Raw genomic sequence first — 18,470 nt, forward strand, 5'->3', positions numbered from 1 at the left:
CCGCCCGCCGTCGTCAGTCGTACAAGGAAGTACGACGAGTACATAAAAGGCGATGGCGGGTGGCGCAGCAGGTCTATTCGCACTCTCTCAGGAATGCTCGTTCAAAGGCTCCCGGGGAAGGATGATCCGGTTCAATTCGTCAAGGAGGGCGGTGGCTATATTCTGCTGAGGCTCCTTGCTCGCAGTTGTGCCCTGAGAATGCGCGACTGCCGGCTCCGGCGCGGCCGCGATGTCGGCGGTCTCTTCCACGTCCACCGGAGGCGGGTCGTAGAGGAATTCCTTCCTCTCGAAGGGATAAGCCGGCAGCAATACGCGGGTAAGCACGGGAGAACACAGGGGGCGCGTATCCAATCTCAAGCCCTCGATGTACAGCCGCGCCAGTGCGGTCAACAAACTCTCGTCGCCCGGCGCCGCCCCGATCATCCGTACAAGTCCTTTCCCCTCGCCGCCTTTGCCCCCCAGAAGGACGGTTCGCAAGCGTGCATCCGTCGGAGGCTGTACGCTTTCGGATGGGTTTCTCGCAGCGGAGCGCAACCGAATCGCCCATTCCGGATTGTCCACGGAGATCTTTCCGTCGATCGTGTGAATTGGAATTCGCCAGATTTGATCGCCGGCACCGTTCTCAGGAACCGCATCGCCCCCGTTCAGCAAGGCTGCGGCCGAGGCCGGACTTAGCCAGCCCGCTACCGCGGCGGCGACCGGGCTCAAGGCTCCCTCGGCCCAAAGGCCGGCGGGAACCAACTCCAGCTCTCGCAGCAGTCGACCCAGTGCGTACTGTTCCGCCGCCGCCTGCAGGCGCGGCACGGTTTCGTGTCCGGGAGGAAGTACAGCCCGGAAATCGGTCCAGGCGTCGGCAAAGACCGAATACCGTCGCGCCAGCGTATCCGCGGTTCCCTCCGGCCACGGGCAATTGTCGAACACCCATGCCATCGCGGGCGGCTGCTTCGGATTTGCGCGCCCCGAGAGAAGCCGGTCGTGCTTGCCCGATCCGGCCACGGAGGCCAGGACCGCCAAGAGATCTTCCCGTCCACGTACCACCGCCGCAGCGCGGAAATTCATTTCTCTTTGGGCACCATTGAGTGAACAGGCAACCTGCTCGGCGGAAATGGATGGGTTTTCCTCGAGATGCGCATGCAGTGCCTTGGCGTAGGCGCGCAGAGCGCTCTCCGTGCGCGCCGTCAGGTACAGCAGTTGCGGATCGGAAAGCGGAACCCGGTCCATGCCGGTAGGCTGATCCACGGCGCGGGGAGGCTCCTCCAGAATCAAGTGGCAATTAGTCCCCCCGAAACCGAAGGCATTGACACCGGCCCGCCGCGGCTGTCCGTTCCCGGGCCACGGCCGGCCGTGGCTGTCCACGACGTAGAATGGCGAAGCGTCGAAATCGATGTAGGGATTGGGCTCGCTGTAATTGACGGTGGGCGGCAGATAGTCGTGCCGCATCGCCAAGAGCACCTTGATGACGCTGGGGATTCCCGCGGCGGACAGCATGTGGCCGATGGAGGATTTCACCGAGCCGATGCCGCAGTATCCGCGCTGGTCGGTAAACTGGCGGAAGCCTTTGGTCATGCCTTCCACTTCGACCGGATCGCCCAGGGATGTGCCGGTGCCGTGGCATTCCACATAGGAGACCGTGGCGGGGTCGACCCGGGATTCACGGTAGGCGCGGGCGATGCACTCCGCTTGACCGGCCGGGTTGGGCGCCGTCAGGCCGGAGGAATGTCCGTCGTTGTTCATCGCCGAGCCCAGGATCACGCCGTGGATGTAGTCGCCGTCCGCCATGGCGTCGGCCAGCGATTTGAGTACCAGGGCGGCGACGCCTTCGCCCAGGACCATGCCGTTGGCACGGCGGTCGAACGGATAACACCGGCCGTCGGGCGACATGGCGTTGACACGGCTCAGAAAAACGAAAGGGGTGGAGCCCATGTTCAGATAAGCCCCCCCGGCCACGGCGATGCGCGACTCGCCGGAGCGCAGGCTCTGGCAGGCGAGATGCGTGGCCACCAGGGCGGCGGAACAAGCCGTGTTGACGATCAGGCTCGGGCCGCGCACGTTCAGCCAATGGCTCAAACGGCAGGCGATCTCGTTCAGCCCGTTGCCCGCTATGGCGTCGGACAGGAGTTCCGCGGGCTGCAAAACCTCACGGAGCGCGTCGTCCCAATCGGCGCGTGCCCCCATCGGAAGTTGACGGTACCAGTCGGTGCTCCTGATCCGGTCGCGCAACCGGCAATAACGCTGCTGGTTGATGAAATGTTCCGCGTAATAGTTCTGCTCGCATCCGACGAACACGCCGAGGCGCTCGGCACGCCCTTCGCCGGCGTAACCCGATTGTTGCAGCGCTTCGTAAGCCACTTCCATGAAAATCCGCTGCTGCGGGTCCATGGCCTTGGCTTCGCGCGGCGAAATACCGAAGAACTGCGGATCGAATTCGTGCGCACGTTCCAGGAAACCGCCCCACTTCGAGTAACTACCGTGGGTATGGCGGTTCGCGGCATCGAAATAATCCTCGGGAGACCAGCGGTCCCGCGGCACCTCGCGTATTTCGCACCGCCCTTCCGCCAGCATGTTCCAGTATTCGTCGGAGCTGGCAGAACCGGGCACCCGCAAACTCATGCCGACGATGGCGATGCGGTCATCGGTGCGACGGTCGGAGCGGGATGCGGCAGTGGTCGTAATGGTTATGGTCCGAGCGGGGCCAGGCTCCTGCGACCGGGCAAGGAACTCCGGGCCGTGCTGGTTTTCCAGATGGCGCGCCAGGTCCAGCGGTGACTGGAACTCGAACAACAGAGTCGGCGTGACATGCTGGCGCAGGATCGCTGCCAGCTTCTCCGCGATTTCGACGGCCCCCTTCGAGTCGACACCCAGTTCATGAAACTTGCGGCCCGAATCGATCTGTTCCGCTGCTACGTTCACATAAGCGCCTGTGAGCTGGCGTACCAGCTCCAGCCAGTCGGCGGCCTGCACCGCCAGGGCGGCGCGCGGAGCCGGCTCGACGGGCTCGGGTACCGGGGAATGTGCCGCTGGCGCCGCAGCTGGCGCCGGGCTTTCCGCCTCCGCCTCGAAGTCGATGACGTGCACTACCGAGGCGCCGGGAATAGCGAGCGCGCGCGACAAGGCTGCACAGGCGGTTTCCGGAACCAGGGCGCGCAAGCCCTTGCTGCGGACCAGCGCCATCAGGCCGGCGTCGCGACCCATGCCCTTCTCGTCCCAGAGCGACCAGTTGAGCGCCAAGGTGCGGCCTTTCGCCCCGGAACGGTTTCGCCATTCCGCGAAACCGTCCAGGAAGGCGTTGGCGGCGGCGTAATCGGTCAGGCTGGCCGCCCACAGCGGACAGGTGGCGGCGATGGACGAATACAGGATGAAAAATTTCAACGGTTGGTCGGCCGTCAGTTGATGAAGCAGCCAACTGCCCTTGACTTTCGGAGCCAACACCGAGCGTATTGATTCGACGCTCTTGTCGGTGGCGCGGAGAACGTTGCGGTCGACCACTCCCGCGGAGTGGATGATGCCGTCCAGCCGGCCGAAGCGTTCCCTAAGGCGCCTTATGGCTTTCGTCATCGCTTCGGAATCGGCGGCGTCGGCCGCATGGTAATCCACCGTTGCGCCCAAGGATTCGAGCTGGCGGATCAGCGCCACGCGCGGGGCATCGGGATGATCGGCCGGCAGGGCGTCCCACTCCTGCCGCGCAGGCAAAGGCCTCCGTCCGGTGAGGACCAGGTTTATCCGGGCCGATCGCGCCAAGGCAAGGGCGGTTTCGGCTCCGATCCCGGCGATCCCGCCGGTGATCAGGCAGGTATCGCCGTCCTTGAGCAGCGGTTCCGAAACGCCGGTTTCGTTGTAGACCGCGCCGAAACGGCGCTGGAAGCGCAGAGAACGGCGAATCGCAAGTATCTCCCCGCCGAATTCCGCCGTTCCCAGTTCCGCAAGAATGGTATCGACGTCCTCATCCGGAGCCGCCGGCGCGGTATCCAGATCGGCCGCCTTCACGACGAGATGTTCGTTCTCCTCCCCCAATCCTAGGGCGAATGTAATCCCGAGCAACTGGTACGGATCGGGTGCCGGCTCCAGGCTGTCCAGAACATGAGCGCGCCGGGTCAACCAGAGTATCCGGCACGGTTTTATGGGACTCGGCTCGTGCATCGCCTGAGCCAGGAACGTCAAGCTGAAGAGGCCGGAGTGCAGGGCAGCCTCATCGTCTCGCGGCGCGCCCGTCAAATCCGCATTCCAGGCATGGACCACCGCAGCGGGGGCGCCGTAGTCTGCCAGCACCGATTGCCATAACTGCCGGTAGTCGCCCGCATCCAAATGATTGACCGTGAAATTCCCGCCGTCCGCCGAGAAGCCGGCCCCCGGCCGCACCACCAGAAGCGGGCGGTCCGGCCCCACACGGATGCGCAGAGCCGCGAGCCAGGCCGCTTGCCCCTCGCCCGCAAACACCAATAGGGCACCGGGCGGCAGCGGGACGGAGTCGCCTCGCGGCGTTTGAGGCCATTCCCAGCGATGCAGCAATGCCTGGCCTTGCGATTCGGCCGGCGGCAAGGGAGGCAGACGGTAGACTTTTCGTTCGAACGGATACGCCGGGAGAGGTATGCGCCGTCCCGGAAAATCCTCGCCGAGCATGCGCCAATCCAGGTTGACGCCCGACGTGTAGAGAGTGCCCAGGGCATCCAAGAAGGTTCTGGCATTTTCCCGGCGACGATCCAACAAGGCCGCCAAGGTCACGCGCTCCCCGGCCAGCACGGTGGCGACCAAATGGGTCAGAACGCTGTCCGGACCGCATTCGACGAAGGTGCGAATGCCGCCGGCATAAGCGGCACGTATGCCCTGCTCGAAACGGACGGGTTCAAGAACATGCCGCAGCCAGTAATTGGCGTCGGGACCGTTGGCCCCGAGCCAATCGCCGGTGATATTGGAAATGATGGGCAGCCGCGGCGCATGCCATTCCACTTCGGCCAGCACCTTGGAGAACGGTTCGAGCATGGGCTCCAGGAGCGGCGTGTGAAACGCGTGGGACACTCGCAGGGGCTTGACGCGGCGCCCTTCGATTTCGAGTATGCGGGCGAGTTCGGCCACGGCATCCCGATGGCCGGCCACGACCTGGTGCGATCCGTTGTTGGCCGCAAACCATACGCGTCCGCGATAGTCCTCTAGATGCGCCGACAGCTCATCGGCCCTCGCGAATACCGCCAGCATCCCGCCCTGCCCCGGCAACTCGGACATGAGTCGGCCGCGCGCGGCAATGACCTTGGCGGCGTCGGCCAAATCCACGGCGCCGGCCAGGCAAGCCGCCACGTACTCGCCGACGCTGTGCCCGATCAATGCGGCCGGCCGCACACCCAGCTCCAGCAAGGCGCGGCCCAGGGCGTAGTCGGCGGCAAACATCGCCGGCTGCGTGATTTCGGTTCGCGCCAGTTGCTCCGGATTGGCCTCGGGGTGATAGATCGCGGTCAACAAAGGCGCTTCCAGCCACGGATCGAAGGCCGCCGCGGCCTCATCCATGGCCCGCCGGAAGCGCGGCCAGAGTTCGTAAAGCTGGGCGGCCATACCCGGATACTGCGAGCCCTGGCCGGTAAACATCATCGCGATCGGCGGAGGCGATTCCGTTTCCGTGGGCTGGCGTTTCTCCAGCCCCTTGAGCCCGTTGGCGAGCTCGCCGAGCGATTCGACGACCAGGGCATCCCTGCACGCGTAGTGATTGCGTCGGCTGTTCAAGGTGGCGCAGACGTCGGCGGGATCCAGTGCGGGCCTGCGCTCCAGGTAGGCGGCGAGATGCTCGCTCGTGCGATTCAGGGCGGATCGATTCCGCGCCGAGAGCAATAACAGATGATAGGGCCAGACGCCTTTCGGCTTCTCGCGCGCCACGCCTTCCTCCACCACCAGATGGCAGTTGGTGCCCCCGAAACCGAAGGAATTGATGGCCGCCCGCCGGGCGACACCTTCGGGTACTGTCCACACGCGGGTCGAGGTCAGGGGCAGGAATGGCGTCTTGGCAAAGTCGATTTGCCGGCTGGGCTCGTTCAGATTGATGTTTCCCGGCATCTGCCGATGCTGCAAGGCCAGCACGACCTTGATCAAACTGGCGATTCCCGCGGCGCTGAGCAGATGCCCGATGTTCGCCTTGACCGATCCGATCGCGCAACTCTGCCGGGCCAAGCCGCCAAAGGCGTGGGTCAGGGCGCGGATCTCGCTCGGGTCTCCCAGCGGAGTACCGGTGCCATGGGCTTCGACGAACTGTATGGAAGCGGGATCGATCTTGAACTGGCGGTATACGGCATCGATGACCTGGCGCTGGCCGTCCGGGTTTGGCGCCATGACCCCAAGGGATTGCCCGTCGTTATTCACCGCCGAGCCGCGAATCACCGCCAGCACCGGGTCGCCGTCCGCCAGCGCGCGGGACAGCGGTTTGAGCAACACCGCACCGGCGCCTTCGCCCAGCACGAAGCCGTCGGCCGAAGCGTCGAAGACGCGGCACCGGCCGCTAGCCGACAGCGCGCCGGCGCGCTGGAACAACAGGAACGGCAAATGGCTCAGGGTGAGGCTCACGCCGCCGGCAACCGCCATCGAGCATTCGCCCTGGCGCAAGCTCTGGCATGCCAGATGCACCGCGACCAGTGACGAGGAACAGGCGCTGTCGATGGTGAAACTGGGACCTTTCCAGTTGAAGGTATGGGAGACACGCGCCGCGATCATGTTGAGCAGATTGTCCACCGCCGTATTCACGTGCAGCGAGAACCGCCCGAAGCGGGATTGCCACTCCTTGAGCAGTTCGTCGCGTTCGCTGGGCGGCAGGCGACGCAGACTGGCGAAGCTCTCCAGGGCGTCGCCGCACAAGGCGTTGACCAGGAATTCCATGTGATTGTTGTGGCTCGCGCCGATGAACAAACCGACGTCGGCGCCATCCAGAGCCGGCCTGGAGTAGCCGGCGCGCTCCAGGGTCTCGGCGGCCACCTCCAGGAACAAACGCTGCTGCGGGTCCATGTCGGTGGCTTCTTCGGGGCTGATGCCGAAGAACTCTGCGTCGAAGGCGTAGACGTCGCGCACGAAGCCGCCGCGCCACCAGTCCTCCCGCCCGCCTTGCGGCAGCGCGAAACGGTCCGCGGGCACGGCGCCGATGGCTTCCCGGCCCTGGCTCAGAAGTTCCCAATATTCCTCCGGCGAATTGCTCCCCGGAAACCGGCAGGCCGTGCCGATGATCGCGATCGCGTCTTCCTGCGCGTCGCCGGTGTCCGACGCGCTGGCCGCCACGGCGGAGCCGGGCCGTCCGCCCAGCCAGTCCGCCATCTGACGGACGGTGTGACAACGCAGCAGCAGTTCATGGTCCAAAGGCCGGTTCAGCCGGTCTTCCAGCCGCCCCAAAATCTGCACCGCCTTTATGGACGTGCCGCCCAACGAACGAAAGGCTTGGTCCGGATTGATCCTAGCGGCCGGAAGGCCGAGCACGTCCGCCCAGACCTCCCGGACCAGATCCGTCAAATTTTCGGTGCCGGAAACGGTCGATTCGAGCGCACCGCTCACCAGATCGACGCCGCAATGGCGTACGGCGTCGTAGTCGCCCCGCTGGAACTCCTCCAAGAGCTTGTAACGCTGGAGCTTTCCGCTCGTGGTTTTGGGAATGGCTTTGACCGGTACGACGTAATCCAGCGCGACGTTAAGCACCTGGTTGACCCTTTGCCATACCTCGGCCATGACGGCCCGCCCATCGGGACTGTCCGGGTTGCGTATCGCGAGGAAGATCGCCGTTTTCTCCTCGCCCGAGTCGGGGTCCTGCCAACCGCAGGCGATGGTCTTTCCGGGGTCTACGCCGTTAACCGTTTCCGCCTGCGCTTCGATGTCGTGGGCATAAAAATTCTGCCCGTTGATGAAGATAATGTCCTTGGCCCGTCCGCTGATGCACAGGCGCCCGTCGATCATGAAACCGAGGTCGCCCGTATCCAGCCACCCGTCGTGAAATGTCTCGGCATTCGCGGAAGGGTTGTTGTAATAACCTCCGGTCACATTGCGGCCGCAGATATGGATGCGGCCGACCCGGCCTTCCGGAAGCACCTGCCCGTCGCCGTCCACGATGCGGATCCCGCAGCCCGGCACAGGGTAGCCTTCGTCAACGACCGCGATGGAGTTTTCGCCATGGGGCTCGGCGCCTGCCACCCGCCCCTGCGCCAATTCCTGGCGATCCAGCCAGTGCACCCGCGGAAGCGTTCCGGGCGGAGGGAAGGTCACCGCCAGACTCGCCTCGGCCATGCCGTACACCGGGTACATGGCCTCGGGCCTGAGCCCGCACGGGCCCAGGGTCGTCATGAATTCCTCGATGACCGCAGCGGCAATCGGTTCCGCGCCGTTATAAATGTTTCTGACGCACGACAAATCCCAGCGCTTCAGGTGGTCCGGTTTCAGTTTGCCGAGCAGATGGCGGTAGCCGAAATTGGGAGACCCCGTTACTGTCGAGCGGTGCTCGCTGATTTTTTCCATCCATAGCGTGGGTTTGCGAACGAAGGTGAACGGGGTCAGGTTCACCTGCTCGATCCCCAGGGCCATGGGAACGAAATGGAAACCGATGAGCCCCATGTCGTGGTGGTACGGCATCCAGCTCAGGAAGGCGTCGCCCGGACCGTGTTCGGCTCCGAAGATGATGCCCTCCAGATTGGTGATCAGATTGGCGTGACTCACCATCACGCCCTTGGGGGTCCCCGTGCTGCCGGAACTGTACTGTATGAATGCCAGGTCATCGGGCCGGGCGAGATCCGGATCCGCGAGCGTAGAGGGTTCCGCAAGGTCCGTAACCGCCTCGATACGAATCGAGTTTTCCCCCAGAGCCTGCCGCACCACGGACTGCTGCTCCGCCATATAGGCATCGGACAACAACAGCGGTCGGTCCAGCTGTTTCCAGATCGCCTTCAGCTTCATGAGAACCGCATTGTCGTCCGTGAGCGATGGCGGATAGGCCAGCGGCGCGGGAATGATGCCGCCCATCACGGCCGCCCAGAAGGTCACCACGAAGTCGTGGCTTTCCCGGAACATCAGCATGACCGGATCGCCTCGCCTGAGCCCCAGGGCCCGCAAGGCGCCGAGCCGCATCCGCGCCTGCTCTGCAATGGCCTGATACGAGAAGCGGGTCTCGTGACGCTCGTCCCGGACGAAGACAACCCCGCGATCGGTGGCCGCGGCGCGCAACAAGATGTAGGCCAGGTTTTCCTCCGGGCATAGCGTTCCCGGAGCGGGACGGGGCTCGATCAAGGCCGCCTTGTCGGCAGGCCGGCCGGTGAACAGTTCGATGAGTGGCTTGGACATAAGGCTTCTCCGACAGCGTCAATTCGAGTTTTCACCCATGCGCCCGGCTGGACTCGCGGTGAACACGGTGCCCCCTCCGGCACCAGCGACCGGCGGGTGTCCTGTTCCGGCATAGTCGGCATCCAGGGCAGTGAACTCGCTGCGCCCGGCGACGTCGGCGGCGGAAGGAACGGGGTGGCCATGGCCGCCCTTCCCCGGGTCGCTTTCGCTCGCCCCGGCTAGCCCGGATTTCTCGCACCCCTTCGTCGCGAGGTCGTCGAGACGCCGCTGTGGCGTGCCGCACGGACCGAGCGGCGGCGAAGGCGTAGCCGACTCTACGTCGAGCCGGCGCGAGGGAGTACGGTGCGCCACAGCGAGTGGATCGGCGTCCGCAGTAGGAGGGGTGTGAGAAATGCGGGCTAGGAGACGGCGCGGCTTATCGATCAGGGACAGGACGGCCGGCGTGATGGACAGGTCGGCCGCCAGGGCGACGACCAGGAACAAGCCCACCAGCAAGCCCTTGTAAACGTTCGGCATGAAATCGCCGAACAGAAACACGCAGAACGCCAGAACCAGCACCGCCGTGGTGAAGGTGATGGAAATGCCCACGTCGGAGAACGCCTCCCCGATCGCCTCGCGCGCGGTGTGCCCGGCCCGCCGCGCCTCCCGGTAATGGCTGAAGAAATGGATGGTGTCGTCGACGGCGATACCGTAACCGATGCTCGCCACCATGATGGTGCCGATGTCCAGGTAGATGCCGGCCATGCCCATGAACCCCAGGGCAACGAGGACAGGCAGAAAATTGGGCAGCGTGCTGGCGAGGCCCAGCAGCCAGGAACGGAACAGCAGGCCGATGAGAACGGTCACCCCTACCACCGACACGGCGAATGAACTGATGAGGCTGTCTGAGACATTGTTGCCCATGTTGGTGTACAACACGTCGCGGCCGGTGAACTCGACCTTTACGTTCTTGAGATTCTTGGCTGCCCAGTCGCTGATGATGTCCATGTTTTCGCGGCTGGCGCGGGTCGGGACCAGGGCGCGGATCACCGTCACGCGACTCGCGGAATAATCGACGTTGAAACGGTCGTTGATGTCCTGACCCACCGGCACCGAGAGGCTGTAGAGGAACAAATATTGGGCGATCGAATCGTTGTCATCGGGAAGGGTATGGAAACTGGGGTCGTCCTCGTGCAGGGCGCGATTGACATTGCGCAGCACGGTGGACAGGGAGTAGACGTTGCTCAGCCCGCCCGGCGCTTCCTTGGCCAGGTACTGCGTGAAGGCATCCAGGTCGCGCATATACTCCACGGTCTTGATGGAATCCGGGCCCTTGCCGCGTACGACCAGTTCGTACACCGCCCCGCCCGAGCCCTTCTCCTCCAGGAAATGGACCGATTCGGCGAACCAGAAGCTGGAGCGGAAATAGGACACCGGATTGGAATCGACCGTGAGCATCGGCAGGAAAGCCGCAAAGATGCCGATGAAGACGAGCCAGCCCAGGACCACCTGCCTGCTGCGGTGTATGGACGCCCAACGCAGCCGATCCAGAAAACCCTTGAACCACTCGGAATCGAAAACGGGACGCGGCGTCTTTTCCGGGAAGAAACTCAACAGCGCCGGCAGCAGGGTCAGAGTCAGGAACAGAATCAGCAAAGTGCCGCAGCCGGCCTCGAAACCGAACAGCTTGAGAGGAATGATGGTGGCCGTGAAATAGAAGGAGAAGAAACCGATCGCCGTCGTGACCGAGGTTATGACAATCGCGCTCAGGTTGATCCGCAGCGACTCCTTGACGGCGTCCTTGGAATTCAGACCGTTGCGCTTGGCTTTGACGAACATCGCCGCCATATGGACGCAGCCCGCCACGGCGATACCGATGAGCAACTGCGGCGTCGTGGTGGTGACCACGTTCAGTTTATGGCCCACGAGTCCGGTAAGGCCCATGGCGCCGATCACGCTCAGGAGAGAGATGCCGAGGGACAGCAGGACTCCGAGGATCGAGCGGAACAGGATGAACCACACCACACCCAGAATGACCAGCAACAGTGGGACCAAGAATCCCATATCCTTCTGCGCCACCTGGTCGAAAGCCTGGTCGGTGATGGGACCGCCGGCTAGGTAAAACTCGTAGCCGCTCCGGGCTTTCTCCTCGTCCAGGATTTGCATCAACTGGTTGTAGACCTTCGCCGGCAACTCGGGCGTCACGGCGACCGGCGCGATGCGCGCTCGAATGATGCCGACTTTCCGATCCGGGGAGATCAGAGAACCGGTCACCAGCGGGTCCTGGTCGATATAACTCCGGGCTGCCGCGATGCGCTCCGGGGTGACCGGCTTGTCGCTCGGGAACAGCGCCTCGGCGCTGAAGCCTTCGGCATCGCCCCGCAACGCCTGGAAGTTGGAAAGCGAATCCACCCGGATCACGCCGGCTACGTGCCAGAATTTGTCGGTAAGACGCTGGATGGCTTCGAGGGGCTTCGGCTGAAGAATCCCCTGCGGCTCTTCGAACGCCACGACGAACATATCATCGTGGCCGAACTCCTTGACGAAAAGATCGTAGCTTTTTAGATAGGGATCCTCCTCGTCGAACCAGATGCGATAGTTCGAGTCGAAGGACAGCCGTCCCAGAAACCCACCCAGAAAGACGATCACGGCAAGGCTCGCCAGGATCACCCAGATCCGGTTCCTGATGACCCAGTTGGCGTAAGCCGTTACCAGTTTCTTCTCACGCATAGCATCCCGCCGAAAATTGAATTAAAAACTGTATCTCAGCCGCACCCGAAAGGCGCCGTCACCGTCTTCATCCTGATCCGGGAAAACGAAAAACCCGAAAGAGTCCGTATACGTCACCTCGAACCGGAGCTGCTCGACGATGTCGCGGGCATATCGGGCTCGCACGAGCCAGGTGCCGGCCGGCTTGAAATTGTTTATGGCCCCGACCTCGAACTCCTGACGGGCCAGGTCGTTGACCGTCAAACGAAAACCGGTGAAAAGGCTGTTCTCGAGTATCTGGAATCTGACTTGCCCGTCACCGACTTTCCCGAAATATTCGGTAAACAGCGTCAAATCGGATAGGCCGACAATCGCGGGAAAGGTGTATTCCAACCCCGCGGTATAAAAAAATCCCGGCGCAAGGAGTTCGGTCTCGGGAAACCGATAGAATCCCTCTCCCTTGACGATCAGGCTCTCGATAACTTTGGTGAATTCAAAACCGAGGCGGTTGGATTTGTAGGGGGTCCCGATCAACTTCGTCCCCGTCTCGTTCATATCGAAAATCGGCAGCCTTTCGATGACGTTCGCCCAACTCAAGGCAAAATCGAAGCCGTCGCCTGCATAGAAGTAGCGGATCGCCCACTGGTCCTCGAATCGTTCCGCCGGTTCGCGAATCGGAGCACCGCCGCTGAGACTGTAGAAGTTATCCGGCCCCGGAAAGCTGTCGGGAATGTAGTAGGGAATCGAATACGCACTGATATCGCTGTTATCGAATTTCCAACGGAATAGAGCCGCAGGTATACCGATTTTGCTCGGCTCGATCACATCGTCCCGAAAATCCCTAGGATTGAGTACGTCTATTCGGTTTACGCTCTCCATCTGGCCCCAGGTGAAAATCTGATTTCCAATCCTAAAATCCCAGTTTTCTGTGCTGTATTCGACCCACGCCTCGTTGAGGCGAATAGTATTTTGCCGATCATCCATGAAGTCATAGCGGGCAAACGGCGCTATAGCGGCGCGCCAGTTTTCTCCAATGCTTACTTCCGATCGAAAGTCGAGTCGTAATGCGTGATTCTGCTCGATCTGCCCAGGAAAAAGAGGCGTCTCAGGATACTGATAAGTCTCGTAATCGAAGCTGCCCGCAATATTCAGCTTTTCCATCCAAGAACCGATCCCGGATAGACCTTCTGAACTGGTTTCGCCCTCACAAAACCCAAATTCCGGTGACAACATCAAATAAAACCCCAAAGCAGTTATTAGCAGCTTTAACAAGAATGCCCCTAATTCAATTCCAAATCCTGCACTTGCTGAAAAAGCCTGCTGAAAGGGCATGGTCTTTTCCGTGAAAAATAGAGTTTCAGCCATCCGATGCTTTCGTTAGGTATATTCTCGATCGGAGGTTTTTAACAGACGCTCAATTACCTTTGGCAAGACCAAGGAAAGATGGCCAGATCGCTGGAGTAACTAACGTCCGTCCAAAGTACCAATGCCGTTAAGTTAAGCCGTCATTCCAATCGCAAACGGTCGTTCTGGGAGCGCCAGAACGCCCCTTCCGGCAGGGATTGCTCACCCCATCCCTGGGGTTCGTCCTACGGACCGTGCTCCGCACGTCCAAATTTGCTCCTGGCAAATTTGTGCCGGACAAATCGGCAGGATGGCCGATTTGCACGCGAAGCGCCCGTAGGGTGCCGCACAGGGACTGTGCGGCATGAATCCAGAGCACAGGGAAGTGACACGCCTCTGCCATCCATGGCTTCTGGACCCCGGCATTCCAATCGCAAACGGTGTCTTCGGGAAGGGCGTGGCCGGCGCTCCCGGCCAGGCCGTTTGCGATTGGAAGGGTCATCCCAGCGCTCCTGGGATGACCGTTTGCGATTGGAGCACCGAAGCCACCCTTCCCTGCCGGGGTGACGTCATTCGCCTTAATTTAACGGCATTGTCCGAAGTACAACTCTTCTTGTTTACCGGTTTTATAGAAATGCCCAAGACTCTATTTCAACGCGGCGATTCAAGCCCCCGAACCGTAAACATGCTCGCATCGGTGGGAATTTTCAGCTTGATTTCGTCAAAGCTAAGCGTTGATGCTTTCTTGGTTTGAACGTTTCTGACCGTAATTTTTTTGGAGCGCCAGATTCCCTCAACTTGGTGATGCCCCTCAAGGAAACGCTCTTTGATAAGCTCCCCTTTTCGATCGAAATACTGGCTTTTTGCCTCTTGCAAATTGTCCTTATAGCGCCATCTAATAATCTTCGAATATCCCGAGTTTGAGTTTTTCGGCGTCCGCTCCATGACATAGCAGTCTTTTCCATCAACCGTATCGTCACCGAGATACTTGAAGTTGTACTTTTCGAATTGACGGACTACGAGATCTTCATAGGCAAATTCAGACCCCATGAAAGAGCCGCTTTTGTTGGAGGATGCAATCCGCTTGGCCCGCTTGAGTGCCGGCAAGTACAGCCATTGATCGTCGTCTTCGGCGCCCTTTTCATAGGTAAGCAGAGCGGTATCCTTGATATCCGGCGGAAAAGAGAACCTTACGAGTGTCTTGTCGTGCCTATCCGGTTCCTCATGCCCCCAGAAATCCAATTTCCTCTGGGATTCCTGGCCTTCCGCATTGATCAGGGTCAAGGTCATCTTTCGGAATTCGCCGATGTAGCCGGCCTGGATTTCGTCCGCCTTCCGCTCGATATCGAGCGCCTCGATACCGGGCGTCGGCGGGCGCATATCGGCATTTGCGAGCATTGAATACTGAAGGAACAGAGTTCCTGACAGAATCAAAAGAATTCCGCGGATAAAACTCGAAACCGAGTCAGAACGGGCGACGTGAGCCCAATTGGCAAATAACTTCGGAGTGAAGTTAAGCGTACGATTTTCGATATGGCTCATACTGACACTCTTGTAAAAAAACGGTTTCTTTGTATATAGATGTTTTCACCAAGCGCCAGTCCAGTTTTTAAGGGCGGAATATATTGGTGAAGCTTCGACACTATAAAGAGGAATTGTTACAAATTTGATAGTGTTATTGTTGCAGTTTGATGTAACGATGATCTGACTTTGAAAGGACAGCCCAAGCTAATACCAGCAGTTGGCGACGAAACCGGTGAACACTAGGGCGATGTTGGGATACGGACTCTAAGTAATCGGAATTGCAATCCGGCGATTTAAAACGGAACCGCAATCCAATTGTCATTTAATTTAAATATGACGCGAGTATTAAGGAACAAAAATAGTATTGAAGCCAACGTTACGAAAACTGCATGGCGGTCAAATTATTCGTCACAAAACTATCACAAAGCCAGGTATAGATATTTGGATCAACGAGACGCAAGAACTGATTTTGATATTTCTGCCGATATTTTTGATTTCTGATTCTTAGGGAATCTCTGAATAAATCGCCATGGCAAGCTTGCCCCAGGCTACTTGGAGTGGTGACTTGATAAAACAAGCCAGCTTTGCCTCGTTGACGTTTGATGCCAAGAAAAAACAGACCCGGCGGGAGAAATTCCTGGCCGAAATGGAACAGGCGGTGCCTTGGGACGCGCTGTTGGCGGTCATTGAGCCGTATTTCCCCAAAGCTGGGCGTCGGGGTCGTCAGCCCATGCCACTGGAAGCGATGTTGCGGATCTACTTTCTGCAGCAGTGGTATGCGCTGTCCGATCCGGGCATGGAAGACGCCTTGTACGAGATTGAGTCGATGCGGCGGTTCGCCGGGCTGGAACTCGTGGAAGACGCGCTGCCGGATGAAACGACCATCCTCAACTTCCGTCGCTTGCTGGAGCGGCACGAGTCGACTGCCAAGCTGATGAACACCACCAATGATGTGTTGGAACAAAAAGGTCGTTTGCTCAAAGGCGGCACGATGGTGGACGCGACGCTCATTCATGCCGCCCCGTCGACCAATTTGGTTTTATTCAGCGGTTTCCTAGCTCAATCAAGCTCCCGAACCAGCGATCGGACGCGGCGAACCAGGTCAGTATCGACCGTCTGCAGCCGTTCTCGACGGGCTGCGATATCTTGGCCGAGCAGATTCAGAAAAGCGGTTTCGGCGGGATCACTGCTTGTGGTTTTGTCGTCGTTCAGGGATTTACTCATGTGCGATCGTCCACCAGCGGTCCGCTCAACTCGTAGCTGGTGCTGCGCCCGCCCGCTGCGGACCTGCGCAATACGCTGCGTGCCAACAGTTCGTTGATATCGCGTAAGGCCGTGTCCTGCGAACACTTGGCAATCGCCGCCCACTTACGGCTGGTGAGCTTGCCTTCGAAGCCGTCGAGCAACCGGTTGAGCAATTTCACCTGTCGCTCGTTCATCGGCGTGCCCGCGAAGCGCTGCCAGAAGCGCGCCTTGGTTATTACAGCATCGAGAGCGAGCTGCGCCTGATTGACGGCTCTATACAAGGTGTCCAGGAACCAGAGGAGCCACTTGGTAACATCAAGTGTACCTTTCTGGGTGCGCTCCAGGATGTCGTAGTAGGCTGTGCGTTCCCGCTGAATCTGCGCCGACAGGCTATAGAAACGCTGCGGGCTGCCGTCGGCGCGCGCGAGCAGCAGGTCGCCAATGGCACGGGCGATACGACCGTTGCCGTCGTCGAATGGATGCAAGGTGACGAACCACAAGTGAGCGAGTCCCGCCTTGATGAGCGGCAGCTCGCCGGTTTCGCCATTTAACCAGCCGAGAAAACGTCCTGTCTCGCTTTCCAGGCAATCCGCCGGGGGCGCCTCGAAATGCACCCGCTGGCGGCCGATGGGGCCGGACACTACCTGCATCGGGCCGCCGGCATCGTCGCGCCACCCGCCGACCTTGATCCGGGCGAGGCCGGAGTACCCGGTTGGAAAGAGCGCAGCGTGCCAACCGAACAATCTCGCCCGTGTGACTGGAGCATCGCGGTTGGCCGTGGCGTCAAGCACCATCTCGACCACACCTTCGGCGTGACGGTCCACCGGAGCCAGGGCACCGATGTCTACGCCAAGACGGCGGGCGATGGAGGATCGGACAGACTCGACGTTGAGCTGTTCGCCCTCGATCTCGCTGGTCTTGACCACATCCTCGGTGAGCGCAGCTAGGCTGGCCTGGTCACGCAATGCCATGCCAACATCGGCCAGACGTCCCATCAACAGCCCTTGGGCGCGACTGACGTCCGCTAAAGGACCAGCGAGCACCACTAGGTCATAGCGCCATTTGGGCCAATCGTTGGCTTGCCAGATGTAAGTGTAATCTCCGCTTTGCATGCGGCGATTATGGGCAGCATTCTCTGCAGATGCAAGATATTCGATGCATTTTATGCGGAGATTGAGGGCGTTATTCTCCACAACCAGGCTCGTCGGCTTAGTTGTTTCTCTGGTTCTGGAAACGGGTTCGATTCTGTATTTGCGAATTGAATCGGATCAGTAGGCAGTTTCGGGTTGGCAGCGAATAGTGTTAGAGCGTTTTAATCTCGCTCGTAGGGCAAAACAGTCCTGGCAGGAGTCGTTGGCGCCTTCGGCCAGGATAGATCGAATCAAGCTTTCGTAGGTCGGCAATCCTTTGCCGACGAACCCGTTGCGTCGGGAATGGATTCCCGACCTACGCGCGAATGCCCGTACACTAAGTATGAAAATGCTCTAAGTACATTCCGCAAATATTTGTGGAATCTCGACAGATTGGCTTGATTGGCGGGGTTGTCCTGCAGGTTGCCTATGCTGCAAGACTTCCCTGAATGTACTTAGCCCGGAAATGCAGCCCCGCGAGGTACCTTTTCTACTCAAGAAATTCTTGAAAAATACCGAAGGCGGACTTCCCTTTCAGAAAAGCTTCCGTGTAGGCTGCGGCGAACTTCGGCGGGATACGCCAATTCGGTACGGACTGTAACCAGTGCCACGAACGAAGACTTCAGAGCAACGTCGGCGTTTTGAATCACCGCCGACGCGCCCGTGATAACTCGTCGCAAGCTACCGGTTTATCCACCGAGCCCGCTTAGTACCGCATCAAGATATTCAACCGACTCTTTAGCCTGTTCGGTTGCTTTTTTCACATCGCCTGCTTGGCCTTGACTAATAGCACCTTCCAGACTTGTGGCAGCCTTATCCAGATCAGCAAGCGGTTTTTCCTTCTGCGCCATTCTGACATGGTCCAAGCCGACTTGGGCATGTTGCACGAGTGCCTTCGCATCGCCCTTTTCGCCCTCCGTCACAGCCATGGTCACATGCTGGCGTGCTTCTCTTACGTGTTTTATGTGTTCCGGCTCCGTTTGAGCAAAGCCTACGCCACTCAAAACGAACGTCGTCATCAAGGAAATAGCCATAATGATGCGTTTCATGTTTCACCTCATAATTCCATTTCCGATTTCCAATCGGCACAACTTTTAGACAATCGTGGCGTAAGCGGTACTTCACCGATAATCATCGGCCGGCGGCCGATGGTATTAGGCACGATGACGCTTTCCGATCGACCGAAACGAATTTTGCATTCACTCTTTGGTGAAATAACTTGTACCCGCAGCCTCCAACGCGGAACGACTACATCGT

7 protein-coding genes and 1 pseudogene are annotated in these 18,470 nt (G+C 60.0%); 1 reads left to right on the forward strand and 7 read right to left on the reverse strand.

Annotated elements, in window-relative coordinates; genetic code table 11:
* Positions 1-87: 87 nt before the first annotated feature.
* From B2A78_RS22950 to B2A78_RS22965, 4 genes are all read right to left on the reverse strand, one after another.
* Positions 88-9,282: a type I polyketide synthase gene (locus B2A78_RS22950; RefSeq protein ID WP_077732379.1), complete on the reverse strand. Its 9,195-nt coding sequence runs from the start codon at positions 9,280-9,282 to the stop codon at positions 88-90.
* Positions 9,283-9,300: 18 nt separating this feature from the next.
* Positions 9,301-11,991 carry an MMPL family transporter gene (locus tag B2A78_RS22955; RefSeq protein WP_077732380.1) on the reverse strand — a complete coding sequence of 897 codons (2,691 nt, stop codon included), beginning with the start codon at positions 11,989-11,991 and terminating at the stop codon, positions 9,301-9,303.
* Between the two features lie 21 nt (positions 11,992-12,012).
* Positions 12,013-13,131 carry a DUF1302 family protein gene (locus tag B2A78_RS22960; protein ID WP_077732381.1) on the reverse strand — a complete coding sequence of 373 codons (1,119 nt, stop codon included), beginning with the start codon at positions 13,129-13,131 and terminating at the stop codon, positions 12,013-12,015.
* A gap of 834 nt (positions 13,132-13,965) precedes the next feature.
* The gene (locus B2A78_RS22965; RefSeq protein WP_168175531.1) at positions 13,966-14,598 is read right to left on the reverse strand and encodes an outer membrane lipoprotein-sorting protein; all 633 of its coding nucleotides are present in this window, start codon (positions 14,596-14,598) and stop codon (positions 13,966-13,968) included.
* An 808-nt stretch (positions 14,599-15,406) separates the two neighbouring features.
* On the opposite strand from B2A78_RS22965, the pseudogene B2A78_RS22970 reads away from it, so the two are divergent.
* A pseudogene (locus B2A78_RS22970) lies at positions 15,407-15,868 on the forward strand (IS5 family transposase); the annotation flags it as partial.
* Positions 15,869-15,897: 29 nt separating this feature from the next.
* Here the strand turns inward: B2A78_RS22970 and B2A78_RS26210 are convergent.
* The 3 genes from B2A78_RS26210 to smbP all read right to left on the reverse strand — a co-directional run bounded on the left by B2A78_RS26210 (position 15,898) and on the right by smbP (position 18,262).
* Entirely contained in the window at positions 15,898-16,134 is a 237-nt protein-coding gene (locus B2A78_RS26210) for a type II toxin-antitoxin system PrlF family antitoxin (protein ID WP_240502647.1), read from the reverse strand.
* A complete protein-coding gene (locus B2A78_RS22975) occupies positions 16,059-17,195 on the reverse strand; it encodes a Fic family protein (protein ID WP_077732392.1) in 1,137 nt (378 codons plus the stop codon). The genes B2A78_RS26210 and B2A78_RS22975 overlap by 76 nt, the downstream gene beginning before the upstream one ends.
* A 707-nt stretch (positions 17,196-17,902) precedes the next feature.
* Positions 17,903-18,262 (reverse strand): small metal-binding protein SmbP, encoded by a 360-nt coding sequence (gene smbP, locus B2A78_RS22980; RefSeq protein WP_077732383.1) that lies wholly within the window; start codon positions 18,260-18,262, stop codon positions 17,903-17,905.
* Positions 18,263-18,470: the final 208 nt, after the last annotated feature.

The sequence above is a fragment of the Methylocaldum sp. 14B genome (assembly GCF_002005105.1).
Classification (GTDB): Bacteria; Pseudomonadota; Gammaproteobacteria; order Methylococcales; family Methylococcaceae; genus Methylocaldum.